Annotated in this window: 24 protein-coding genes and 2 pseudogenes; 10 read left to right on the top strand and 16 right to left on the bottom strand. The window is 67.5% G+C overall.

From position 1 onward, the window contains the following. Positions 1–187 precede the first annotated feature (187 nt). Both IG04_RS0140085 and IG04_RS0140090 read left to right on the top strand, forming a co-directional pair. Positions 188–481, top strand: a pseudogene (locus IG04_RS0140085) (colicin); the annotation flags it as partial. A 67-nt stretch (positions 482–548) separates the two neighbouring features. Further along, a complete protein-coding gene (locus IG04_RS0140090; protein WP_030481982.1) occupies positions 549–998 on the top strand; it encodes a hypothetical protein in 450 nt (149 codons plus the stop codon). A gap of 462 nt (positions 999–1,460) precedes the next feature. Here IG04_RS0140090 and IG04_RS0140095 read toward each other — a convergent pair whose 3' ends face one another. After that, the gene (locus IG04_RS0140095) at positions 1,461–1,757 is read right to left on the bottom strand and encodes a hypothetical protein (protein WP_030481983.1); all 297 of its coding nucleotides are present in this window, start codon (positions 1,755–1,757) and stop codon (positions 1,461–1,463) included. Between the two features lie 3 nt (positions 1,758–1,760). On the opposite strand from IG04_RS0140095, the gene IG04_RS0140100 reads away from it, so the two are divergent. After that, a complete protein-coding gene (locus tag IG04_RS0140100) occupies positions 1,761–2,870 on the top strand; it encodes a hypothetical protein (protein ID WP_030481984.1) in 1,110 nt (369 codons plus the stop codon). 699 nt (positions 2,871–3,569) lie between these two features. Here IG04_RS0140100 and IG04_RS0140105 read toward each other — a convergent pair. Further along, positions 3,570–4,622, bottom strand: coding sequence for a DUF2330 domain-containing protein (locus IG04_RS0140105; RefSeq protein WP_030481985.1), 1,053 nt, complete (start codon positions 4,620–4,622; stop codon positions 3,570–3,572). Positions 4,623–4,891: 269 nt separating this feature from the next. On the opposite strand from IG04_RS0140105, the gene IG04_RS0140110 reads away from it, so the two are divergent. From IG04_RS0140110 to IG04_RS48845, 3 genes are all read left to right on the top strand, one after another. After that, complete coding sequence (locus tag IG04_RS0140110; protein ID WP_030481986.1) at positions 4,892–5,332, top strand: hypothetical protein; 441 nt, start codon at positions 4,892–4,894, stop codon at positions 5,330–5,332. Further along, on the top strand, positions 5,329–6,219 hold the full coding sequence (locus tag IG04_RS0140115) for a TIGR01777 family oxidoreductase (RefSeq protein ID WP_030481987.1): 891 nt from the start codon (positions 5,329–5,331) through the stop codon (positions 6,217–6,219). The genes IG04_RS0140110 and IG04_RS0140115 overlap by 4 nt, the downstream gene beginning before the upstream one ends. 333 nt (positions 6,220–6,552) lie before the next feature. After that, the gene (locus IG04_RS48845; protein ID WP_338043684.1) at positions 6,553–6,681 is read left to right on the top strand and encodes a hypothetical protein; all 129 of its coding nucleotides are present in this window, start codon (positions 6,553–6,555) and stop codon (positions 6,679–6,681) included. 90 nt (positions 6,682–6,771) lie between these two features. Here IG04_RS48845 and IG04_RS0140130 read toward each other — a convergent pair whose 3' ends face one another. The 5 genes from IG04_RS0140130 to IG04_RS0140150 form a co-directional block, all read right to left on the bottom strand. Continuing rightward, positions 6,772–8,712 (bottom strand): aconitate hydratase, encoded by a 1,941-nt coding sequence (locus IG04_RS0140130; protein ID WP_030481988.1) that lies wholly within the window; start codon positions 8,710–8,712, stop codon positions 6,772–6,774. A gap of 75 nt (positions 8,713–8,787) precedes the next feature. After that, positions 8,788–9,699: a universal stress protein gene (locus tag IG04_RS0140135; protein ID WP_036016856.1), complete on the bottom strand. Its 912-nt coding sequence runs from the start codon at positions 9,697–9,699 to the stop codon at positions 8,788–8,790. After that, positions 9,699–10,118, bottom strand: coding sequence for a CBS domain-containing protein (locus tag IG04_RS0140140; RefSeq protein ID WP_030481990.1), 420 nt, complete (start codon positions 10,116–10,118; stop codon positions 9,699–9,701). Before IG04_RS0140140 ends, IG04_RS0140135 begins: the two co-directional genes overlap by 1 nt. 13 nt (positions 10,119–10,131) lie before the next feature. Then, positions 10,132–12,114: an erythromycin esterase family protein gene (locus IG04_RS0140145; RefSeq protein WP_030481991.1), complete on the bottom strand. Its 1,983-nt coding sequence runs from the start codon at positions 12,112–12,114 to the stop codon at positions 10,132–10,134. Between the two features lie 39 nt (positions 12,115–12,153). Further along, on the bottom strand, positions 12,154–12,819 hold the full coding sequence (locus tag IG04_RS0140150; protein ID WP_030481992.1) for a dienelactone hydrolase family protein: 666 nt from the start codon (positions 12,817–12,819) through the stop codon (positions 12,154–12,156). Positions 12,820–12,907: 88 nt separating this feature from the next. Here IG04_RS0140150 and ctaD point away from each other — a divergent pair, with 88 nt between their 5' ends. The 3 genes from ctaD to IG04_RS0140165 are packed head-to-tail and all read left to right on the top strand — an operon-like array spanning position 12,908 to position 15,246. Further along, a complete protein-coding gene (gene ctaD, locus IG04_RS0140155) occupies positions 12,908–14,689 on the top strand; it encodes an aa3-type cytochrome oxidase subunit I (protein WP_030481993.1) in 1,782 nt (593 codons plus the stop codon). Further along, positions 14,686–14,967, top strand: coding sequence for a hypothetical protein (locus tag IG04_RS0140160; protein ID WP_051771865.1), 282 nt, complete (start codon positions 14,686–14,688; stop codon positions 14,965–14,967). Before ctaD ends, IG04_RS0140160 begins: the two co-directional genes overlap by 4 nt. Positions 14,968–14,985: 18 nt before the next feature. Continuing rightward, a complete protein-coding gene (locus tag IG04_RS0140165; RefSeq protein WP_030481995.1) occupies positions 14,986–15,246 on the top strand; it encodes a DUF3040 domain-containing protein in 261 nt (86 codons plus the stop codon). Positions 15,247–15,251: 5 nt separating this feature from the next. Here IG04_RS0140165 and IG04_RS0140170 read toward each other — a convergent pair whose 3' ends face one another. The 7 genes from IG04_RS0140170 to IG04_RS0140200 all read right to left on the bottom strand — a co-directional run bounded on the left by IG04_RS0140170 (position 15,252) and on the right by IG04_RS0140200 (position 19,925). Beyond that, complete coding sequence (locus tag IG04_RS0140170) at positions 15,252–15,536, bottom strand: hypothetical protein (RefSeq protein WP_030481996.1); 285 nt, start codon at positions 15,534–15,536, stop codon at positions 15,252–15,254. 186 nt (positions 15,537–15,722) lie between these two features. Beyond that, positions 15,723–16,949 (bottom strand): serine hydrolase domain-containing protein, encoded by a 1,227-nt coding sequence (locus tag IG04_RS0140175; protein ID WP_211257914.1) that lies wholly within the window; start codon positions 16,947–16,949, stop codon positions 15,723–15,725. 138 nt (positions 16,950–17,087) lie between these two features. After that, a complete protein-coding gene (ccsB, locus tag IG04_RS0140180) occupies positions 17,088–17,927 on the bottom strand; it encodes a c-type cytochrome biogenesis protein CcsB (RefSeq protein ID WP_245816752.1) in 840 nt (279 codons plus the stop codon). After that, positions 17,924–18,268, bottom strand: a complete 345-nt coding sequence (locus IG04_RS0140185; protein WP_338043685.1) for a hypothetical protein — start codon at positions 18,266–18,268, stop codon at positions 17,924–17,926. The genes ccsB and IG04_RS0140185 overlap by 4 nt, the downstream gene beginning before the upstream one ends. Before the next feature lie 22 nt (positions 18,269–18,290). Then, the gene (locus IG04_RS0140190; protein ID WP_030482000.1) at positions 18,291–18,671 is read right to left on the bottom strand and encodes a hypothetical protein; all 381 of its coding nucleotides are present in this window, start codon (positions 18,669–18,671) and stop codon (positions 18,291–18,293) included. An 82-nt stretch (positions 18,672–18,753) separates the two neighbouring features. Beyond that, positions 18,754–19,602 (bottom strand): M56 family metallopeptidase, encoded by an 849-nt coding sequence (locus tag IG04_RS0140195; RefSeq protein ID WP_030482001.1) that lies wholly within the window; start codon positions 19,600–19,602, stop codon positions 18,754–18,756. After that, positions 19,599–19,925, bottom strand: a complete 327-nt coding sequence (locus tag IG04_RS0140200) for a BlaI/MecI/CopY family transcriptional regulator (RefSeq protein ID WP_051771874.1) — start codon at positions 19,923–19,925, stop codon at positions 19,599–19,601. The genes IG04_RS0140195 and IG04_RS0140200 overlap by 4 nt, the downstream gene beginning before the upstream one ends. A 406-nt stretch (positions 19,926–20,331) precedes the next feature. Between IG04_RS0140200 and IG04_RS0140210 the strand changes: the two genes are divergently transcribed. Then, positions 20,332–22,542: a rhamnogalacturonan lyase family protein gene (locus tag IG04_RS0140210; protein WP_420843999.1), complete on the top strand. Its 2,211-nt coding sequence runs from the start codon at positions 20,332–20,334 to the stop codon at positions 22,540–22,542. Between the two features lie 125 nt (positions 22,543–22,667). Here the strand turns inward: IG04_RS0140210 and IG04_RS48495 are convergent, their stop codons facing one another. Both IG04_RS48495 and IG04_RS48850 read right to left on the bottom strand, forming a co-directional pair. Next, positions 22,668–22,832 (bottom strand): hypothetical protein, encoded by a 165-nt coding sequence (locus tag IG04_RS48495; protein WP_248782544.1) that lies wholly within the window; start codon positions 22,830–22,832, stop codon positions 22,668–22,670. 103 nt (positions 22,833–22,935) lie between these two features. Then, a pseudogene (locus IG04_RS48850) lies at positions 22,936–23,223 on the bottom strand (M48 family metalloprotease); the annotation flags it as partial. Positions 23,224–23,230: the final 7 nt, after the last annotated feature.

Below are 23,230 nucleotides of genomic sequence, written 5' to 3' on the forward strand. Positions count from 1 at the left end.
TCTTGCAGAGTTCTGTTGGGTCAAGTACGTCGCTCATAGAGCCCTTTACTCGAGCGCTCGCGCCTGCATCAGTCGTTGTTTGCTTGGGCTCGGTCTGCAGAACGAGGCGTCGCCCGGCTTGAGAAGAGAACCTGCGACTCCTTTACCGGCCGCGTGGCGGAGTTAAGGCGCCTGCGCCTATTCGGGCGCCCGCATCCCCGGCCAGGTTGCGCAGGTGCTGGAGGGCCGTTCGTTCGACTCGTTCGACGACTTCCGCAAGGTGTTCTGGATGGCCGTGGCGGCCGACGCCTACCTGGTCTCGCAGTTCGACCGGCGCGACAAGTACAGGCTGGCTGCGGGCTACGCACCGGCCGAGGACGAATCCCAGCGGCACGGTGGACAGTCACGGTATGTGCTGCACCACATTCAGCCCATCCAGCACGAGGGCGGCGTGTACGACCTCAACAACATCATCGTGGCGCCCCCCGAGGTACCAAGCTGAGGTACTTTCGCCCAAGTACCACTACGGAAAGGGATGAGCGGGATGGAGAAAGCTGTCCCGCGCGGAAATGATTGCGCTGGTAGAGCGGATGCTGCAGCCTGACTTCCCCGTGGAGGAGGACGCTGCGGCGGTGGACGCGCTCACCCGGTCCACGGGCAACCCGCACGTCTACAGTCTGATCTTTCGCCCCGCCAAGGGAAAAGAGAACATGACTGCGGAGGAATCGTCGACGAGGCGCTGGCCTACCGCCCCATCGAACTTTGACTGGGGCGCGTTGGTGTGGGGGCGTGGGGGAAGCGGAGGCGCAGCAGCCACGAATGCAAACGCGCTCTTAGGCCGCAGCGCCGATGAACTCAGCCGGATACCGGGCCTCGACACCAACTCCGCAACCGCCTGGCGAGACTTCTACCAGAAAGCCATTGTCGACGGGAGGGGCGTGGCCAATCCCGCCAACGCCACGAACCAGGCGCGCCTCGATCTGCTCAACGACAACATCCATAGCCTTGGAGGTCGCTAAATGAGTGCCAGCGGCGACAATCGCGGGAGCTACGAAATCGTCTTGTGTCCAACCGGTGCAGACCCACTATCCGTGCTATTCGAGCCCGGTGCAGGTGAGTTCGAGATCGACTCTGGCGATCACTTCAGGATGGTGGTCTCAGGCCCGGAAGGTGAGCGTGTCGAGTTCGCTCACGGACCGGGCTACGTGTCGGTTTGGCCGAGTCCGGCGCTGTCGGTTGTCGTTTACGATAGTGCCGGGGCCGCTGTCCCGCTCCTAGGCTACTGACGATCAAGCCATGATCGAGGACCTGAGGAGATGTGGTGCCGCTCCATCCCAACGCGGCCCCAGGTTCATTGACCAGCCCATGTCACACCGGGTGGCGAGGACTTTATACGTGAACCAATTCTTTGACTCCCACCAGCAGTCCGCCGTCCGCAGCGAACGGCGAGCGGATCGCTGTCCTGTTCAAGGTCATTTCCGCTAGCGCGTGAGCAGCGAGTCGACGTTCCAGTAGACCGCCGCGGCCACAGTACCGTTGGAAAGCCCGGCGAGGACCTCGGGCAGTGAGCCGTGGAAGCCGTTGTGCTCGGCCAGGAACACCCACCCGTCGCGCTCGTCGGCGACGACGAGGGTGGTCGTGCGCGTCGATTGTGAGGCGTCGAAGCGAGTCAGTGCTTCATTGATTGCGAGGCCGTGAACCCCGGCGAGGCATAGTGCCTCTGACGGCAACGCCTCGCTCCACAGGTTGGCCGGGTCGAACCATGTGGAGGAGAACATCTCATGGGCAGTGTGGGCGTCTTGGCCGCGCGCCTTGGTGTTGAGGACAACACCGTCAACCAGTTCGACTGGGCGGCTGTCGAGTCGTCCATCGGACTGGCCCTGCCCGACGACTACAAGCACCTCGTGGAGATCTTCCCGGACGGCCGCTTCCAGGCGTTCGTCCGGCTCATCCGGCCCGGCGCGGTGCAGTCACCGCCCACCGAGTACCTCGGCTACTACGCATACCGTCTCGAAGACATGCGCGGCTGGCGCCAGAAGGAACCTGCCCGTTTCCCTCACCCGATCTTCCCCGAGCCCGGTGGCCTCCTGCCGTGGGGCGTTTCGCATCGGGCAGACCTGTTCTTCTGGCTCACCGACGGCGACGATCCGAACAAATGGCCGGTTGTGTTGGCAGATCAGCGGTTCGAGCACTGGGCGAGCTATGAGGGCCCGGTCTGCGCCTTCCTCGACGACGTCGTGTCCGGTCGATTCGACGGCACGCCGTTCGACATCGATCTCGGTGGCGGGCCGTTCTTCCAGCCAACACCGGAAGAACCGGTGGCGGCGCCGACTCCGTCCGTACCTGGCTGGGGTCAGCCAGGCTTCACCGGCGAGCACCCGCACGACGCGACCGTGGCGTTGACGGCGCTCGTGCCACCGGCAGCACCCAGACGGTCCATCGACTGGGCGGTCGTGCAGACAGAACTCGGTGGAGCGTTGCCCGCCGACTATCGCGCGTTCATGGAAATCTATGGGCCTGGCACGTTCTGCGACATCACGATCGTGGCGCCGGAGGAGCTACCCGGTCTGATCGAACGGACCTACCGCAAGGCGGTGAGCAACCCGATGCGCCTGCCGCAGGTTTGCGTGCAGGTGTTTCCCGAGCCGAACGGCATGATCCCGTGGGGATGGACAGCCGACGGCTGGACCTGCGGCTGGTTGCCCTCCGAGGAGGACCCCGACACCTGGGGAACGGTGCTAGCCGATCCGGACGTGCTCGGACACAAGGTGCACGCCGGCCATTCTTTGAGCTCGCTGCTGCTCGAGTACGCGGCCACCGAGGAAGGGACGTTCGCACTCGGCAGGAGCACCCCCTGGCAGGGACCGCCCAGGTTCGTGCCGCTCTCCTGACATACCCGTGGCGGTGGCCGAGTTAGACCGGTACGTTGCACAGTCCCGTAATTGTCGATCATGGACAGGAGCAATGCGCCAGTCGGCATGGCTTGCCAGGAAGACCGAGCCCACCGCGGAAATCTGGGGACATGGCGTTGCGTGGCCCGCCAGTTGATCCGGTTCCTGGAGATGTTCAAATCTGCCTGATCTCCGGGCTTCGCTGAACGGGCGTACGGCAGGATGGCTGTGTGGAGCCGAACGAGGTGCGCAACGAGCTGTACACGGCTCAGGTGAGTGCTCCGGTCGTGCAGGCCGGCGAAAATCCACGGCGATGTGCACCTGCACGCTCCAGGCGGCACTTTGCTCGACCTCGCGGCGCATGAGCTGGCGTCGGCCGTGCGTCGGCAGTGGCCGGTGGAGGCGGAGAACCGGGCGGTGCGGCAGTCGGCGCCGCTGCGGGTCAGGTTCTGGAGCACGAGCGGCAGCAGACAGGGACCCATCAGGGGAGACGTGCGGCAGGTCGCCTCGATGTTCCGGAGCTTCTCGTGTCGTCAGCTCGTCGTGCTCGGCGAGCCCGGCGCAGGCAAGACGGTGGCGGCGCTGTTGTTGACGTTGGAGCTGCTGGAGAAGCCGGATCGCAGTCTGTCGGCGCCGATCCTGCTTGCCGCGGCGTCATGGGATCCGACCGCGGAGCTCACCCGTGAGCTACCGGGGCCCTCACCGGCGTTGTCGACGCCGCCGAACCAGGATGACCGCCCCAACCGCGAGCCCGACCAGCACAACGCCGCCCAGCACCACCACTGTCACCTCGGCGGTGGACGGGCCTCGGACGTACCGCGTCTGGACCACCACCGCCCGGTACGTCTCGTCCTCGGCCGCCTGGGTGAGGTGGATGTCGTCGGTGACCTCCTCCGGGTCGACCCGCGCGTCGTAGCGGGTCAGGAACCGGCGCTCGGTCACTAGCTTCGCCAGCTCCGGATGCTCGTCGAGTTCGTCGGGCGTCAGCCAGCCGGCGAAGGTCAGGTCGGGCTCGCTGTCGCCGGGGGTGGGGTCGGTGACGTCCATCCTGTGGTCAGCGAGCACGTACAGCCGCAGCGGTTGGCTGCGCTTGGCGGCGGCCGACAACCGCATCGGGTAGACCGGCTCGTCGGTGGCGAAGCTGATCCGCATCGGCGGCAACCCGTCGTCGAAGGTCTCCTCCGCCGCCTCCGGCCGCAGGTGCACCGCGATGACCAGCCAGCCCTCGGCCAGGTACGGGCCGAGGTGCCTGGCGAGGTCAGGGGGCAGGGCGAAGTCCTTGGCGGTGAGCCAGTCGCTGACCGCGCGGTTGTCGGTGCCGGTCAGCTGGGCCAGCTCGTAGGGCCCGACCTTGACGTGGTCGACGACCGTGACCTCGCCGCCTGGTGCCTCGATGCCACCGGCTCCGTTGCCGTCGATCTCCTTCTCGCGGTACTCGACCCTGGGCCGGCTCACCTCGTCCAGCTCGGTGAACAAAGCAGCGTCGGCGATGGCGAACTCGGCCCGGCTCGGCACCGGCATGAGGAACGCCACCGAGTCCGACGTGGTGTCGGCGGTGATGTTCACCGTGACGTGCTCGGTCGGGCCATCCAGCTCGACCAGCGCGGTCTCCCGCACCGGCGTCAGCTCGTCGGCGATCGCCGCTCCGCACGCACAGGCGTTCGCCACGCCCGGCCCAACCAACACCGCCCCGAGTCCACCGAGCAGGGTGAGCAGGGTGAGCAGCCAGCGTGCCAGCGCGAAAAGTCGCATGGTTGCTCAGAGTGCACCAACACTCTCGCGGTTCACGCCGTGACCAATCCGTTGTGACGGTCAGGCGGCGAGGTCGAGTGCGTCGGGGAGGTGGGCGCGCACGTTGTCCCTGGCGACCCCCTTTGCGCATCGTGACCCGACGCCGATCCCGGGTTCGGAACTCTGGGAGCCACCCAACTATCGAGCGAACTTCCCGGAGCAGGCACAGGGGCCCGTGATGTCTCACGTGCGTGCCGTTGTTATGGTCGCGGAGGCGAGGGGTGGGCGGGATGGTCGTGATCGTCCAGCTGGTGTACCTGGTGTTGACGACACTGTGGCTGGGGTCGATGGTCTACAGCCTGGTCGTGGTGCAGCCCAGGGTCGCCAGGTTCTTCCGGGATGACGAGCAGCGCGAGGAGTTCCTCGTCGTCCTGGCCAACGGCAACCGGTGGCCGGTCGTCGCGCTCGTCGTCGGGCTGCTGTTCAGCGGGGGTGGCGTCGCGATCGCCGGCTCCGGGGCGGTGTCCGTCGGCTTCACCATGGCCGTGGGGCTCGACCTGGTCGCGGCGGGGATCTTCGTCGACGTCTCGTGGCGGCACTGGCCGGCCAGGATCTTCGCGCTGCCCGAGGAAATTCCCGGCTTCCGCCGTCGGCTGACCGTGCGTGCGGCTACCATGACTGTTCTTATCGGAGTGTCCTATGTGGTCGCCTTGACAGTGAGTCTGCGATGAGGATCGTGATCGCGGGTTCGAGCGGTCTGATCGGGACAGCGCTGCGCCGGTCGTATGCCGCGGACGGGCATACCGTGATCCGGTTGGTTCGCAGGGAACCCACCGCCGCCGACGAACGACGCTGGGACCCCACTGCTTCACCGGATTCCGGATTGCTGTCCGGCGCCGACATTGTGGTCAACCTCGCCGGAGCCGGGCTCGGCGAGCGGCGGTGGACGCGCGCGTACCAAGAAGTACTGCGGCGCAGCCGGATCGACACCGCGCACTCGCTCGCCGTGCTGACCGCGCAGGCCGACCCGCAACCCCGGATCCTGCTCTCGGCGTCGGGAATGCGTTACTACGGCGTGGATCGCGGTGAACTCGAGCTGACCGAGATCGCCGACTCGGCCCGGTCCGGTTTCCTGCCAGACCTCACCCGGGAATGGGAACGGGCCACCGAACCGGCCACGATCCCGGTGTGCCATCTGCGTATGGGTCTCGTGCTCGCCCGCGAAGGTGGGGTACTTCCCCAGCTGCTGCCGTTGTTCCGCAAGGGACTCGGTGGCCGGTTGGGTTCCGGCCGCGAGTACTGGAGCTATGTCGGCCTCACCGATGCCGTGCGCGCCATCCGGTTCCTCGCCGAATCGCCCGGTGCGCGGGGCCCGTACAACATCACCACGCCGAACCCGGTTCGCAGCATCGAGTTCACCCGCACCCTGGCCAGGGTGGTCGGCCGGCCCGCCGTGCTGCGCGTACCCACCTGGGCCATGCGGCTGGCACTGGGCAAGGTCGCCCCCGAGGTGCTCGGCAGCCTGCGCGTGCTTCCGGCCCGTCTGACCGAGGGCGGATTCCGGTTCACGCAGCCGGAGCTGAATCAGGTACTGCGCCACGAACTCGTGCGGCGCTGAGTCACAGGCCGACGTGGAAGCCGGGGTTGGTGGACAACACCCCGACCGCGACCGGCGTCGATCCCTCAGGCACACCGGTGTCGCACCACAACGGGCGGCCGACCAACAGTAGCGACCTGGCGCGTTCAAAAGGCCCGGTCCATTCAGTGGATCTTGAGCAGCCGCACAACGAGCGCGAGCGCACTTGACCGTTCGTCAAGTGCGCTCAACTGCGTCGAACGTACCTGTTTCCGCAGTTCAGCAGCCTGTGAACCCGCATCTGGGGGTCAAGGGTCGCAGGTTCAAATCCTGTTATCCAAGCCCTTTCTCTTGTGCGACAGCAGATTTCGGACGATGGACTCATCGGCCGAACAGGCCGACCAGCGTGCCCTTCTCCAGCACATGTCCCTCGATGGCGGCATGCAGGTCGTCCGCGGTGATGCCCTCGTCGAGCTCGAGTGGCCGGTCCAGGATCAGGCATGATCACCCTCCTCCGAGTCGTCCAGCTCTGGGCCTACCCATCCGCGCAACGGATACACGCCGGTCTCCGCCGATCAACCGACTCCTCACCTTTCAGCGCGATCCTTGCGCCAGCAGCGGAATACGTCCGCCCGCCAGCACAGCATCGGCCTGTGCGGGAGAGAGCCGGTGCCGGACGCGGTATCGCTCGTTCTTGGTCTGGTTGGTGACGGTGAACTCCCGCCCGGCCTTGAGGTCCGGTGGGTCGAGCTGGAGGGTGTCGCCGGTGTCGATCCGGTCGTAGTCGTGCGGGTCGGTGAACTCGCAGGCGAGCACGCCGAAGTTGGCCAGGTTCTGCCAGTGGATCCGGGCGAACGACTTGGCCACGACGGCCCGCAGGCCGAGGTAGCGCGGGGTGATGGCGGCGTGTTCGCGCGACGAGCCCTGGCCGTAGTTGTCGCCCGCGACCACGACGTGTCCGCCGTGGTCCCTCAGTTCGGCTGCTCGTCGCGGGTAGTCCGGTTCGATCGGGGTGAAGGTGAACTCGGCCAGCTTCGGCACGTTCGACCGGTAGGGCAGGGCGCGGGCACCGGCCGGGGAGATCTCGTCGGTGGACACGTCGTCGCCGACCTTGAGCAGCACCGGTGCCTCGACGTGGTCGGGCGGCGGCGCGAAGTCCGGCAGCGAGGAGATGTTGGGGCCCTTGACCAACGGCTCGCGCTCGGCCTGCGGACGTGGCAGCGGAGGCACCAGCATCGATTTGTTGACCGACGCTCGTCGCAGCACGGGCAGTACCGGATAGCGGATGCCGAGGGTGCGGGGATCGGTGATGACGCCGGTCAGTGCCGAGGCAGCCGCCGTTTCCGGCGAGCACAGCCACACCGAGTCCTCGCGGGTGCCGGAACGGCCGGGGAAGTTGCGCGGGAAGGTACGCAGGGAGTTACGTCCGGAGGCCGGTGCCTGGCCCATGCCGATGCAGCCCAGGCAGCCGGCCTGGTGGATCCGCGCGCCGGCGGCGATCAGGTCGAAGGTGGCGCCCAGCCGGGTGAGGTCCTCGAACACCTCGCGTGAGGACGGGTTGACGTCGAAGCTGACCGCGTCGCTGGTCTGCTGCCCCTTCACGATGGCCGCGGTGATCGCGTAGTCGCGCAGTCCGGGATTGGCCGATGACCCGATGACGACCTGACTGATCGGCTCGCCCGCGACCTCGCGGACCGGTACCACGTTGCCCGGCGAGGAGGGACGTGCGATGAGAGGTTCCAGTGTGGACAGATCGATCTCGTCCTCGACGTCGTACGTCGCGTCGGGATCGGCGTGCAGTTCGGTGAAGTCGCGGCCGCGGCGTTCGGAGTCCAGGAACCACTGCACCGCCTTGTCGGACGGGAACACCGTGGTCGTCGCTCCGAGCTCCGCGCCCACGTTGGCGATCACGTGCCGGTCCATTGCGGACAGACACGTCAGTCCGGGGCCGTGGTACTCGATGATCCGGCCGCGGCCGCCATCCACCCCGTGACGGCGCAGCATCTCCAGGATCACGTCTTTGGCCGACACCCACGGCGGCAGCTCGCCGATCAGCCGCACGCCCCACACTTCCGGCATCACCAGCCGCAGCGGCTCACCCGCCATCGCCAATGCGACTTCGAGCCCGCCGGATCCGATCGCCAGCATGCCCAGTGCTCCGGCGGCGCAGGTGTGCGAGTCCGAACCCGCCAGTGTCTTTCCCGGTACACCGAACCGCTGCATGTGCACGGGATGGGAGACACCGTTGCCGGGCTTGGAGAACCAGATCCCGTAGCGGCGGCACGCCGAGCGGAGGAACTCGTGGTCCTCGGCGTTGCGCTCGTCGGCCTGCAACAGGTTGTGGTCGACGTACTGCACGCTCACCTCGGTCCGCACCCGCTCCAGGCCGAGTGCTTCGAGTTCCTGCATCACCAGCGTGCCGGTCGCGTCCTGGGTGAGGGTCTGGTCCACCACGAGCCCGATCTCCACGCCTGGGGTGGGCTCGCCCTCGACGAGATGGGTGTCGATGAGCTTGCGGGTGACGTTGCGTCCCATGGGTTCTCCAGCGGCGTTACGATCCGGGCAACTGGACACGTCGATCCCAGTCGCGGTGCCGGCGGCCGGTGGTGCTCACAGCCGCTCTCCCTTCTCCTGGCCACGACGCAGCACCGCGACCGAACACGGTGCGTGGTAGACCAGCGCGTGGCTGACCGATCCGAGCAGCGCGCGGCGTACCGCTCCACGCCCGTGGCTGCCCACCACCAGCAGCACGGCATTGGTGGCCTGGTTGAGCAGCGCCTGTGCGGGGCTGTCGAACGACACCGTCCGCGTCACCTTGACGTCCGGATAGCGCTCACCATGACCGGCGAGCGTGGCGGCGAGGACCGTGTCGGCGTGGTCGCGTATCTCGCGCCGCTGCGCGGTCGCCGTCGCCAGATCCATCGCCCGATCTGTGACGGCGTGCACCGCGAGCAGGTCGCAGCCGTGGCGGATGGCGAAGTCGAAGCTGAAGTCGATCGCGGATGCGCTGACGTCCGAGCCGTCCACACCGACCACCACCTGGCCCTCGTCGATGGTTTCGTCGCGTGCCACTACGACCGGCGTGGTGGTGGTGTGCACGAGATCCGCGGCGACCGAGCCGAGCAGGGCTCGGGTCAGCCCCGTGGTTCCCACCGGGCCCACCACGAGCAGGACCGCTTCTTCGGCAACCCTGCTGAGCACCTCGGTGGGATGGCCATAGACGACATGCGGCCGCACGTCGGTGTCCGGGGCTACCCGCGCACACTCTTCGACGACAACGGCCAGCTCGTGCTCCGCGCGCTTGCGCGGCGCCTCCTCGGTTACCGCATCCGGCAGCGCCACGGCGCCGGGGTTCACCGTCAGCTCGGGGTACGCGCCGCGGATCGCGTTCACCACGACGAGTTCGCGCTGCCGGTTCGCCGCCTCGCGCGCGGCCCACAGCACCGCCTGGCGAGCCTGCGGTGAGCCGTCGAACCCGGCGACGACCGCGCCGCGACCGGTCGCGGACACAGGTGCCGACATCAGGTGTTCCCAGGCGCGGCGCTGACCTGGCCCAGGACGGAGTTGGGATCGCGTTCGACGGCGGCGTCACCGAGCGAGAACACGCCGACGGGCCGACCGGCGTCAACGACCGGGATACGGCGCACGGCGTTCTCGCGCATGCGGGCGATCGCGGTGTCGAGGGTTTCGGTCATGTCCGCGGTCACGACGTGGTCGCTGCACACATCCCGCACGCGGCAGTCGGACAGGTCATCGCGGTCGGCCATCGCGCGCACCACCAGGTCGCGGTCGGTCACGATGCCGCACAGCCGGTCGCCGTCTACGACCAGCACGTCGCCGATGTCCCGGTCGCGCATGGCCCTGGCGGCCTCGCGGACCGGGGTGTCCGGCGGCAGCACCACTGGATCCGTGGTCATCAGGTCTCGGACGAGTTGAACCATGACAGTCTCCATTTCAGACGGCGTGCGGGTAGCTCTCCGGGACTTCGCCCGCTCCCCAGCGGGCGGTGCGCTCGAGTGGTTCGAGCGCACTGGTCTCGTCGATGTGGATCACGGCGTCGAACTGGTCGGCCAGGCGCGCCCGGAAGTAGTGGCTGACGCGTTCGGTGTGCGGCCGGTAGATCACGCCGATGGCACGTTCCAGCCAGGCCGAACCGAGGACGTCGGCCGCGTTGGGCGCGGCGGCCAGGTGCAGGAGAAACTCCTTCTGGCCGGTCTCGTGGAACAGTCCCTCGACGCTGCCCCGCAATGCGGGCCGCACGTGCTTGCGGTCGGCCGGTGCGCCCCAGTCGTCGGCCGCGGTGACGGTGCCGGTGTAGGTGGTGAAGCCGATCAGCCGGCTCTCGCCGGGATGCCGTTCGCGGACCAGCTGGCCGACGTTGAACTCGCCCTGGGCGGAAACCTCGGTGGCGGCGGCGTCGCCGAGGTGGGAGTTGTGCGCCCACACCACGACCTTGGCGGGCTCGCCCCGCTGGTCTTCGAGATGCTCGGTCAGCGCGTCGAGGGTCTCGGCCATGTGCTCGTCACGCAGGTTCCACGACGACACGCGCCCGCGGAACATGGTGCGGTAGTAGCGCTCCGCTGCCTGCACCAGGCGGGCGTTGCGCTCGGCGTGGAACGCCTCGTCCTCGGCCAGCAGACCGTCCCGGCGGGCGAACTCGTGCGCGTGGCGCTGCAGATCCAGCAGTTGCGCGACGACCCGCCGTTCACACTCCTCGCCCGCGCCGAACGCGGCCGCCCGACCGTAGGCCTGTCCGTCATCACCGTGGTGGTCCAGGCACGAATAGCGTTCACGCGCGCGCTCAGCAGCCTGCGGGTCGACAGTGCGCAGATAGGAGACGACCTCGTCCGCGGACCGGTGCAGGCTGTACAGGTCCAGCCCGTAGAAACCGGCCTTGTCCGGTCCGGCGACGCCGTCGTTGTGCTCGCGCAGCCAGGTCACGAAGTCGAGTACGTCGGTGTTGCGCCACATCCACGCCGGGAAGCGCTTGAAGCCCCGCAGTGACTCCTCGGCGGTGCGGTCGTCACCGCGTGCCCGGACGTAGCGGTTGACACGATAGGCGTCCGGCCAGTCCGCCTCGACCGCGACAGCGCGGAACCCCTCGTGCTCGATGAGATAGCGCGTCATCGCGGCGCGCGCGGCGTAGAACTCGTGCGTGCCGTGCGTGGCTTCGCCGATCAGCACGAACCGCGCGTCACCGACGACGGCCGACAACACGTCCTCGGACGGAACCCCGTTCTCGACCGGAACCGCCGCCGCGCGCACAACCTCCACCTCGGACTCACCGCCCGCCCCCAGTCGTGGGCTGGCCAGCAACTGGCGGACCTGCTCGTCGCTGGTCTGGGTGAAACTCCAGTACGCCTGGCCCACGGCGAAGAACGGCGAGGGCGTCGTCGCGCACACCACCTCGTCGACCTCACGCCTGAACTCCTCGCAGGTCGACGCGGACGCCGCCGGCACCGCGACCACGAGACGCGCCGGCCGCAACGTGCGTACCGCCTGGACCGCGGCACGCATGCTCGCGCCGGTCGCCAGGCCGTCATCGACCAGAATCACGACCTGGCCGGCCAGGTCGCTCATCGGCCGGTCATCTCGGTAGACGCGTTCCCGCCTGGCCAGCTCGCGGCCCTCGGCCTCGGCGACCTCGCTGATCACCTCGGCAGGCACGTCGTGGCCGCGCACGACGTCGTCGTTGAGCACCGTGACGCCGCCACTGGCGATAGCGCCCATGGCGAGTTCGGGGTGCTCGGGCAGGCCGAGCTTGCGCACGACGAACACGTCCAGTGGAGCGTCCAGCGCGGCGGCCACCTCGTAGGCGACCGGTACACCCCCGCGGGGCAGGCCTAGGACGATCACGTCGTCACGGGCGTGATAGTGGCCGAGCAGGCCGGCCAGCACCCGGCCCGCGTCGCTGCGGTCGCGAAATGGACGAGCCATACCAAACGGCTACCCGTCAGCCGCAGACGAAAACGGCGCTCAGGGGACACGCGGCGCCAGGTACCGGATGAACCACTGCGCGGCCAGCTCGCTGACCGTCTGCAGCGCACCCGGCTCTTCGAAGAGGTGCGTGGCACCGGGCACGACCACCATCTCGACCTCGGACTTCATCCTGGCCATGGCCTGGCGATTCAGTTCGATCACCTCGTGGTCGCGCTGCCCGACGATCAGTTGCGTGGGCGCGAGGACCGACGTGAGATGGTCCCCGGCGAGATCAGGTCGCCCTCCCCGGGACACGACCGCCGCGACCTCCTCGGGCCGCTGGTCCGCGGCGATCAGCGCGGCCGCGGCGCCGGTACTGGCACCGAACAGCCCCACCCGGAGGCCGGCGGTCACCGGGTTCGCGACGGCCCAGTCGACCAGCGCCGCCACCCGCACACCGAGCAGCTCGGTGTCGAAGCGGAACTGCCCGGTGCGGACGTCGACGCGTTCCTCGTCGGCGGTGAGCAGATCGGCGAGCACGGTCGCGCAGCCAGCCTGCTGCAGCACCGCGGCGACCTCGCGATTGCGTGGACTGTGCCTGCTGCTCCCGCTGCCGTGCGCGAACAGCACCGTGCCCCAGGCCGCATCCGGCACCACGAGATCGGCCTCGAGCTCGATGTCCCCGAACGGGATGTGCAGGCTCTGCAAGATTTGCGCGTTCATGTCATCACGGGTTCCCGGTCACGCCCCACCGATTCTTCACGCTTCCTGACGTGGTTTGACCGGTCCGGGCGTGGGAAACCACCGGTACATGACGGCGCTGAAACCGACGCCCGTGGTGCCGCATGCGGGTGCCGCTCGACGGCGCCCGAAAGGTGCTGTTCTGCTGGGTTTGCTGCGCACCACCGATCCCAAGCAGATCGGGATTCTCTACCTCACCACCTCGTTCGGCTTCTTCATGGCGGGCGGCGTGATGGCGTTGCTCGTGCGTGCGGAACTGGCCGTGCCAGGCCTGCAGTTCCTGTCCAACGAGCAATACAACCAGCTGTTCACCATGCACGGCACGATCATGCTGCTGCTGTACGCGACACCGATCCTGTTCGGGTTCGCCAACTACGTGCTCCCACTGCAGATCGGCTCGCCCGACGTGGCGTTCCCGCGCCTGAACGCCTTCTCGTACTGGCTGTTCCTGTTCGGCGGGCTGATCGTGCTGAGCAGTTTCGTGATGCCCGGTGGTGCCGCGGACTTCGGCTGGACCGGTTACACGCCGTTGTCCAGCGCCGCGCACGCACCCGGTATCGGCCCGGATCTGTGGATCATGGGCCTGGCCGTGAGTGGACTCGGCACCATTCTCGGCGCGGTCAACATGATCACGACGATCTGCTGCCTGCGCGCTCCCGGCATGACCATGTTCCGGATGCCGATCTTCACCTGGAACATCCTGGTGACGAGCGTGCTGATCCTGCTGGCGTTTCCCATCCTCACGGCGGCGTTGATGGGCCTGGCCGCGGACCGGCACCTCGGGGCGCACGTGTTCGACCCCGCGAACGGCGGCGTGATCCTGTGGCAGCACCTGTTCTGGTTCTTCGGCCATCCCGAGGTCTACATCGTCGCCTTGCCGTTCTTCGGCATCATCACCGAGATCCTGCCGGTGTTCAGCCGCAAACCGCTGTTCGGCTACAAAGGACTGGTCTTTGCGACCTTTGCCATCGGCATGCTGTCGGTCGTGGTGTGGGCGCACCACATGTTCGCGACCGGTGCGGTGCTGCTGCCGTTCTTCTCGCTGATGACGTTCCTCATCGCGGTGCCGACCGGGATCAAGTTCTTCAACTGGACGGGCACGATGTGGCGTGGCGCGTTGACGTTCGAGACGCCGATGCTGTTCGCGGCCGGGTTCCTGGTGACGTTCCTGCTCGGCGGTCTCACGGGCATCCTGCTGGCCTCACCGCCGCTGGACTTCCACGTCACCGACACGTACTTCGTCGTCGCGCATTTCCACTACGTGCTGTTCGGCACCATCGTGTTCGCGACCTATGCCGGGATCTACTTCTGGTTCCCGAAGATGACCGGCCGGATGCTCAACGAGCCGCTGGGCAAGCTGCACTTCTGGACCACGTTCCTCGGGTTCCACGGCACGTTCCTGGTGCAACACTGGCTGGGCAACGCCGGCATGCCGCGCCGCTATGCCGACTACCTGCCCAGCGACGGCTTCACCTTGCTCAACACCATTTCCACCATCGGCGCATTCGTGCTGGGCCTGTCGATCCTGCCGTTCCTCTACAACATCGTGCGCGGCTACCGCTACGGCGAGCCCGCCGGACACGACGACCCGTGGGGCTTCGGCAACTCGCTGGAATGGGCCACCACCTCGCCGCCGCCGCGGCACAACTTCCTGGAACTGCCCAGGATCCGTTCCGAGCGGCCGGCGTTCGAGCTGCACTACCCGCACATGGTCGAACGTATGCGGGACGAGTCCCACTTCTCGCTCACGCGGCGTGCCCACCCCGGTCCGCCGGACCAGGCGACCGCCGAAGTACTCGCTCCGACCGATCGCGACACCACGCATCGCCGGTGGGGAAAGGAACCGCCGTGACCGTCGACGTCAGCGTCACCACACTCGCCGACAGCGAGTACACCGTCGAAGTCAACCAGGACGAACGGAGCACCCGGCACCACGTGGTCGTGCCCCAGGACTTCGTCGACCGCCTCGCGCTGCCGGAGATCGACCGAGCGGAGCTGGTCGAGCAGGCAGTGCGCCGCCTGCTCCTGCGGGGGCCCAACACGACCCTGCCGGCCGAGATCGACCTGGCCGCTCTGCGTGACGAGCCCGGATTCCTGCTCGCACTGCACAACCGCATGAGGCACACCTGAGACAACGTTGGAGCAATCATGCTCAGTCGTCATGAACGACAGCAGCTCACCGCGATCGAGCGGCAGTTCACCGCGTCCGATCCCGTGCTGGCCCAACTGCTGCGCTCCGGCCCGGTCCCGCGCAAGCACCGCCACAGGTCGCTGGGTGTTGTCGCCGTGTATGTGCTTGGTGTGTCTCTGATGATGCTGGGGGCACTCGCCGCGGTGTTCTCACTGATCTTCATGGGCGCGCTCGTGCTCATGGTCGCGGCATGCCTGCACGTCACGAAGAGCCGCTGACGCAGTCACACCTTGCCGTGGAACGTGAACTGGACCTTCCCGTCCACGTCTTTGCGTACGTCGAGCACCTTGTCGGTCAGGTACAGGGCCGCGGCCGGCTCGATGAACACCTTCGCCCCGGTACTCGCCCTGATCAACTGGTCGTCGGGGCCGGACTGCTCGGTGACCGCGGCACTCAGCGCGGCACCCGCATCGGTCTCGGCGGTGATCTGGATCCGCAGTCCCGCGCGTTCGCCGGCACCGGTCAGGTCGTCGATCGCACTGGCTGCCGCGCTGCTGATCTCAAGCACTGTGACCTCCTCTGGGTCGACTCCGAGTTGTCTCTCGGATACCCGGATGACCTGATCCATAGCTGAGTCACTGTGGAAAGCGAGGTCACGGAATGGCGCATGCCGGCTCGGTGGCCAGATCGCACCGTCCGGGGTGGTGAGTCCACCACCCAGGACGGTCACCGCGGTCGAGCAGTACGGCTTCTGCTACTTGGCGCACAGGGCCTTGTCGAAGAGAGCAAGGACCTCGAGCTGGCCGGCTTCGTCGTTCGTGACGCCGATCGTGACCGCACGGCCGTCGGTGGTGACCGCGGCACGGGTCTGATATCCATCAGCGTCGCCGCCGTGGCCATAGGCCGTGACTCCGCAGGGGAGCTTCATCTCGACGATCCCCAGACCGTACCGCCATCCGGCGGGCCAGCCGGGCGTCTCCACCGTCTTCCGCATCTCCGCCAGCTCGCCGGCCTTGAGCAACTTGCCTTCTTGCAAGGCGACCAGGAACTTGTTCACGTCACTCGGGGTGGCGATGATCTGCCCCGCGGCACCGGCAGCCGACGGGTCGAACCGGGTGATGTCGATCAGGTTGCCGAGGATCGGCTCGCCCTTGTCATCCTTGGCGAACAGGTAGCCTCGCGGGTGCGGCTTGCGGATCTCGCGGTCGCCTGGCCCTGGGTAGTACGTCTCCTTCAGGCCGATCTTCTTGATGATCCCGTCCGTGACCACTTCGGCGAACGGACGTCCCGCCACCTTCTGCACCACCAGACCGAGCAGGATGTATCCGGCGTTGCTGTACGACCAAACCCGCTTCTCGCCCGGAGCGAACGTGGGAGCCTGCGTCAGTGCCGTGTCCAGCAGTTCCCTGGGGTCGAAGTACCTGTCCCTGATCGGCAGGATCCCCTTGTCCAGGTGAGGCATTTCGCGGGTCATCCCGCTGGTGTGGTTCAGCAGTTGCCTGATCGTGATGTTGCGGCCGTCGACGGCCGCGCCATCGCCGGTGCCTCGCACCACACCCGGCAGGTACTTCTCCACCGTGTCGTCCAGCGCCAGCTTGCCGTCGCCGGCCAGTTGCAGGGCCGCCACCGCGGTGAACATCTTGGTGTTGCTGGCGATCCGCATGTAGCCGTCCGTCGGCACCCTCGACTTCGTCCGGATGTCACCGACCCCGGCGGTGTAGTTCGTCACGCGACCGTCCGCGCTGCGCACGGACATCAGCGCCCCGGGCACGTTTCCGTCCTTGACCAAGGCCTCCAGGTCGGCCTGTAGCGCCTTGCCGTGGAACGGCTTCGACGTCTCCGCCGGCGCACCCGCCGAAGCGATCGAGGTCGCCGCAAGACTGGCGACCGCTGCCGCCGCGATGGCTGCGGCGGCCACGCCATGGCGCCGGCGGACGGCGCCCGCGCGGTCTCTGGCCGCACGACTCAGACCTTTCAACAAGACACACACTCCATATTGGACGGCTTGCGTTGACGCGCCCAGTTTCGCCGTCATCCCGACGCTCGTGCGATCCCCCGTACTGCACAAGTCCGGTACAGCCAGCACTACCTTCGTGACTGACTTTCGTTCGCGCTTCGACTAGTCCGTGCCTGCGTAGGAGTGCAGCCCGGTGATCACCAGGTTGATGAAGAAGAGGTTGAACAGCACTGCGATCATGCCGAGGATGTTGATCCAGGCGGCGGGTTTGCCGCGCCAGCCGGCGGTCGCGCGGGCGTGTAGATAGGCGGCGTAGCAGACCCATGAGACGAACGCGACGGTTTCCTTCGGGTCCCAGCCCCAGAAACGTCCCCACGCGGACTCGGCCCACACGGCACCGGTGATGATCGCGAAGGTCAGTGTGACGAACCCGAATGCGCCGGTGCGGTAGGCAACGCGGTCGAGGTCTTCGGTGGTCGGAAGTCGTTTGGCGGGGCGGTGCTCGCTCCACAGGTGCAGACCGCTCACGATGCCCGACAGCAGGAACACGGCGCTGGCCATGATCGCGGCGGCGACGTGGATCGCGATCCAGTACGACCGAAGCGCCGGCTGCAGTTCTGTGACTTCCACGTACAACTGGTTGCCTGCGATGAACAAGAGCAACGCCAGCGGGAGCAGCACGAACACCGACAGGCGTCGAACCTCATGCCGCCACATCAGGAACAGCCACGCCACGACGACCATCAGTCCGACCGCGGACATGTACTCGTAGAGGTTGCCCCATGGAACCCGTTGTGCGGCGATGCCGCGAAGTGTCAGGGAGGCGAGGTGCAGAACAGCGCCCAGTACGGTGAACGCGACGCCGATCCGTCCACACCGGATCGCGATACGGGGTGCGTCACCGGAGTAGCGGGTCAGCGACCACTCCGCCGCGCCGAGCAGGGCGGCGACCATGTAGATGCCGAACGCACTGGTGAACAGCCAGTCGCTGAGCAGGCTCACGCGGTCCTCCGTAGCCACCACAGGCCGAGAATCGGCAGTACGAGCGGAATGAAGCCGTAGCCGAGGCCGAAGAACGACCACACCGTCGCGTCCGGAAACGCCTGCGGTACGACGAGGCTGGCCGCGCCGACCAGCAGCACGCCGCCCAGTTCGACGGAGCAGGCGATGAACGCGATCCGGCGGCTGTCCAGCGCGAGGGCGACGGTGGCCAGTACGTAGACGACGGCGGCGAGCGCTGACAACGTATAGGCGACCGGTGCGTCGGAGAAGCGGGTCGCGATCTGCACGGCCGACCTCGACGTGGCGGCGATGGCGAAGATGCCGTAAACGGTGACCAGCATTCGGCCGGGGCCTTGGCGGGTGTCAGGCATGGCCTGCCCAGATCTGGCCGAGGCGCAGGATCATCACCGGCACGCTGAGGCACATGACCACCAGAACGCCTGCGCTCCAACGGGTGCGTTCGGCGGCCGCCCAGACGACCGCGAACGGCAGGATCACCACCGGGCCGAGCAGGTAGCCGACGAAGGACCAGCGCTCGATGTCGCGATCCGTCCCGAGCAGTACTGAGACGCCGATGAAGGCTTGGGCGAGCAGGCCCACCTCGAGCGTGGCGAGCCCGTACACCAAGGTCCGCGACAGCTTTGTCAGTGGCAGCAGGGGTTTGTTCAACGCGATCAGCAGGACCGACCACGCGGCACCGGCGAGCGCGAGCACGGTCAGGACCGTAGGCAGCACGTCGATCATGAGGCTCTTCCCGGGACGAAGGGATCTACTACGGAATGTAGCTCTACAGCTTGTAGTAGATCTTCGGAAGGCCTGGCGGGTGTCAGCACACGAGGAAGCTGAGCGACGTCGCGACCAGTGACAGGCCGCTGAGCAGCGCTGTCCACCGGTGCCACGTCGTGGTGCCGGCCTGGCTGTTGATGCGCTCCACGCGGGCGGAGGTGGCCATGGTGCCCAGCGCGCCGGCGGGAGGACCAGCGGTGAAACGGTGCAGTGCCGAGGCGAGCACTTCCGGGCTGTGGTCTCGGCAAGCGCGGTCGTCGGCTCGCATCTCGACGAGCAGTGCGACCGCGTCGGCCGCCCGCGGCGCGCACCGGCGCAGAGCGACGAACGGCAGCAGCACCAGGTCATGGCGTTCGCGGGCATGTGAGTGTTCGTGTGCCAGCACCGCGTGCAGCTCAGCGGTTGTGAGGCTGCGCAATGCCCCCGTGCTCAGCACCACCGACGAAGGTGTCCCTGGCAGGCAGTATGCGACCGCAGCCGGGTGATCGACCACCAGCGCGCCCGGTGCGGCGTCGTCGGTGCGGCCGACCAACGCGAGTACGTCTCGATGGCGCCGGCGGATCCGCGCGACGGCGCACCACGAGGTGACCAGCGCTGCGGCGAGCACGGCCAGCACGGCGAGCCCGCTCACCACCAGCACGTCCTGCGCCACGGTGGACAACGAGTCGCTCGACCACTCCGGAAGGGCTTGGAGAACAGGAGCGTCGTACGGTGCAAGGCCGAGCGTGATCAGCATGCCCGCCAGCGACAGCACCCACGTGGCCGCCAGCATCTGCCACAACGCGATGCCGCTGCCGGGCGCCCGCCGCACCCATTTCGCCCGGATCAGGAACCGTGCGGCCACGACGCAGATCGCGAGCGTGACGACGGGGTGCAGCGCCGCGCTCATATCTCGTCCTGCTTGTCCGCGAGGGCTTGCGACAGCACATCGGCTTCTGGACTGCTGACGGAGCGGGCGAAGTGCGTGAGCGCCGCCTCGCGGTCGCCGGTCAGGGAGAGCGCGTCGAGCATGAGCTGGGCGACGTACTGCTCCCGGCTGGCGACGGGGGAGTACCGCCATGCCCGGCCGTCTGCCGTGCGTTCGACGAAGCCCTTGGAGGTCAGCCGGGTCAGGACGGTCATCACGGTGGTGTAGGCGAGGTCGCGTTCGGCCAGCGCCTGCATGACATCACGCACGAGCACGGGCGAGCGGCTGTCCCAGAGGACCTCCATCGCCGCCCGTTCCAGCTCACCCAGCTTGCTCAACACGCTGGCGATGGTGTCACAGATCGGTGGGACCCGATGCCCGTGGATGCCAACTCCGCAGGACGACACGTTCGACGCCGAGCACGAGCACCGGCACGTGCTGTTCGAACCGGAGCTCGTGGTGTGCGAGTCGAGCAGGCGGCCACGGCGGAAACGGACCCGTTGAAGCTGGTCACCCGCCGCTGCGTGCCTCCTGATTCCCGACGTCGATGATCCTTTTTGAGGCACTGCAACGTGGAAAGCGCTTACCTACGGACCGGCGCGCACTGTCGAATGAAACGTTTCAACCATTGACCGGTCCCCGTGTCCGGTGCTGTCATGGTGGCACGACAGTTCTGGGAACGCTCCCAGAAATGGGACAAAAGGAGCAATGGTGCTCAGCAACTTTGGCGCGCGCGCACTCGCTGCAGGAACGGCGGTCTGCGTGGTTGCAGGTGGCTTCGCGGCCGCGGGGATGGCTGCGGCCGCTCCCGGCTGCGAGGTCGACTACGTGGTGCAGAACAAGTGGCAAGGCGGGTTCTCCGCCAATGTCACGATCAAAAATCTCGGTGATCCGGTCGATGGATGGAGGCTCGCGTGGACATTTCCGGGCTCTGAACGTTATGGCGAGGGCTGGAACGCCACGTTCGCCCCGTCCGGCGCGGACGTAACGGCGTCCAATGTGGACTGGAACCGCGCGATTCCCACCGGTGGGAACGTGTCGTTCGGGTTCAACGGCACGGTGTCCGGTTCCGAGGTCGGTGAACCGGAGGAGTTCACGCTCAATGGCGTCCTGTGCAATGGCGGCGTAGGGCCGACCACCACGACCACGACGACCACGACGAGCCCGGGCCCGGGGCCGGCTCCGGGTGATCCGACCGGGCGCAAGCAGGTCGAGCGGCTGGACCGAGGTGTGGTCAGCGTGCGGTCGGGCAGCGGGAACCTGGTCAGCTGGCGGTTGCTCGCCGGTGACGCGCGGGACACCGGGTTCAACGTCTACCGGGGCGAGGCGAAGCTCAACCCGGCACCGATCACGGCGTCCACGAACTACCTCGACTCCGGCGGTCCCTCCGGTGCGTCGTACACCGTGCGAGCGGTGGTCAACGGTGCCGAACAGCCGGCTTCGCCGGCGTCCTTGTCGTTCGGAGCGGGCTATCTCGACGTTCCGATCTCCTCGCCGGGCAGCGGGTACACCGCGAACGACGCGAGTGTGGGCGACGCGGACGGCGACGGCCAGTACGAGATCTTCCTGAAGTGGTATCCGAACAACGCCAAGGACAACGCGCAGGCCGGTGTCACCGACAACACCTTCATCGACGCCTATCGTCTTGACGGCACCCGGTTGTGGCGCATCGACCTCGGCCGCAACATCCGCTCCGGCGCGCACTACACCCAGTTCCAGGTCTACGACTACGACGGTGACGGCCGTGCCGAGATCGCGATGAAGACCGCCGACGGCACCCGCGACGGCCGGGGAACGGTCATCGGCAACGCCTCGGCCAGCCACCGCAACGGCGACGGCTACGTGCTGGCCGGCCCGGAGTTCCTGACGATGTTCAGCGGTCTCACCGGTGCCGCACTGTCCACTGTGAACTACGACCCGCCGCGCGGAAACGTGGCGTCGTGGGGTGACAGCTACGGCAACCGCGTCGACCGGTTCCTCGCGGGTACCGCCTACCTCGACGGTGCTCGTCCGTCGCTGATCATGGCTCGCGGTTACTACACGCGCGCGGTGATCGCGGCGTGGGACTTCCGCGACGGCCGGCTGGTGAAGCGATGGACGTTCGACTCGAACGCCTCGGGCAACGGAACCTATGCGGGGCAAGGCAACCACTCGCTGACCGTCGGTGACGTGGACGCCGACGGCCGCGACGAGATCGTCTACGGCGCGGCGGTCGTGGACGACAACGGCCGCGGTCTGTGGAACACCCGCTTCGGTCACGGTGACGCGGCCCACCTGGGTGATCTCGACCCGTCCCGGCCGGGCCTGGAGTACTACAAGGTGTCCGAGAGCGGCAGCCAGCCCGGTTCGTGGTTCGCTGACGCGCGTACCGGTCAGGTCCTCTGGCGGACGGCACCGGCGGGCGACAACGGCCGCGGTGTGTCCGGCGACGTCTACGCCGGCAGCCCCGGCGCCGAGTCGTGGTCGAGCGCGGACAGCCAGCTGCGCAACACCAGTGGACAGACGGTCGGCCGCAAGCCGTCGTCGGCGAACTTCCTGATCTGGTGGGACGGTGACCCCAGCCGTGAACTGCTCGACGGCACCCGCATCGACAAGTACGGCACCGGTGGCGACACCCGCCTGCTCACCGGATCCAACGTGCACTCCAACAACGGCACCAAGTCCAACCCGTCGCTGTCCGGCGACATCCTCGGCGACTGGCGCGAGGAAGTCATCTGGCCGACCAGCGACAACAGGGCGCTACGCATCTACAGCACTCCGAACCAGACCGATCGCCGCATCCCGACGCTGATGCACGATCCCCAGTACCGGGCCGCGATCGCCTGGCAGAACACCGCCTACAACCAGCCGCCGCACCCGAGCTTCCACATCGGCGGCGGCATGGCGACCCCGCCGTGGCCGGACGTCCACTACGCGAGGTGACCGGTTCGTAGATCAGTGGGATTCTCATCCGTCGTGTTGATCTGAGTCGACTCGAACGGGGCCGGTTCGGGAGGTTCACGCTTCCGAACCGGCCCTTCAGGCTCTCTTGCCGGCGTCGGTGAGCATCAGCTCGGCGAACAGGTCAGCAGCATCAGCGCGAACATCGCTGCGGACGCGGTGACGACGGGCAGTGCCATGGCGGTGATGCTCGCGATCCCGCTGGAGAGCAGCCTGCGCGTGCGGTTCGGCATCCGGCGGCGCCACTGCAGACGGTCCAGCCGGACGTCCACGGATCGAGCTCGCCGCGCGCTTGAACAGGGGCAGGATCGGCAGCGCGGTGGCTACGGCGTCCGCGGCGGCGACCAGCAGGTGATGGTGTCCGTTGAGGTGTGCTCGCTCGTGGTCGAGGACGGCATCGACCTCTTCGGGGGTCAGGTGGCGGCGGAGTCCTTCCGTGGCGACCACGAGACCCGGTTTGCCGGGGAGGCTGAACGCGAGAGGCCGGTCGTGGTCGAGCCACACCGTTGGGTGTGCTCCGGGTTCACGTCGTCCGGCGAGGCGCAGCACCGAGCGGTGTTCCTCGCGGGCGTGGGCTCGTTGCCGAGCGCTGCGTGCACCGACGATCGCGAACCGAACGAGCAGAGCGGTCAGCAGAGCGCCGCCGGTGAGGCCGCTGATCACTTCGATC

It is taken from the genome of Lentzea albidocapillata (assembly GCF_000719115.1).
Classification (GTDB): domain Bacteria; phylum Actinomycetota; class Actinomycetes; order Mycobacteriales; family Pseudonocardiaceae; genus Lentzea; species Lentzea albidocapillata.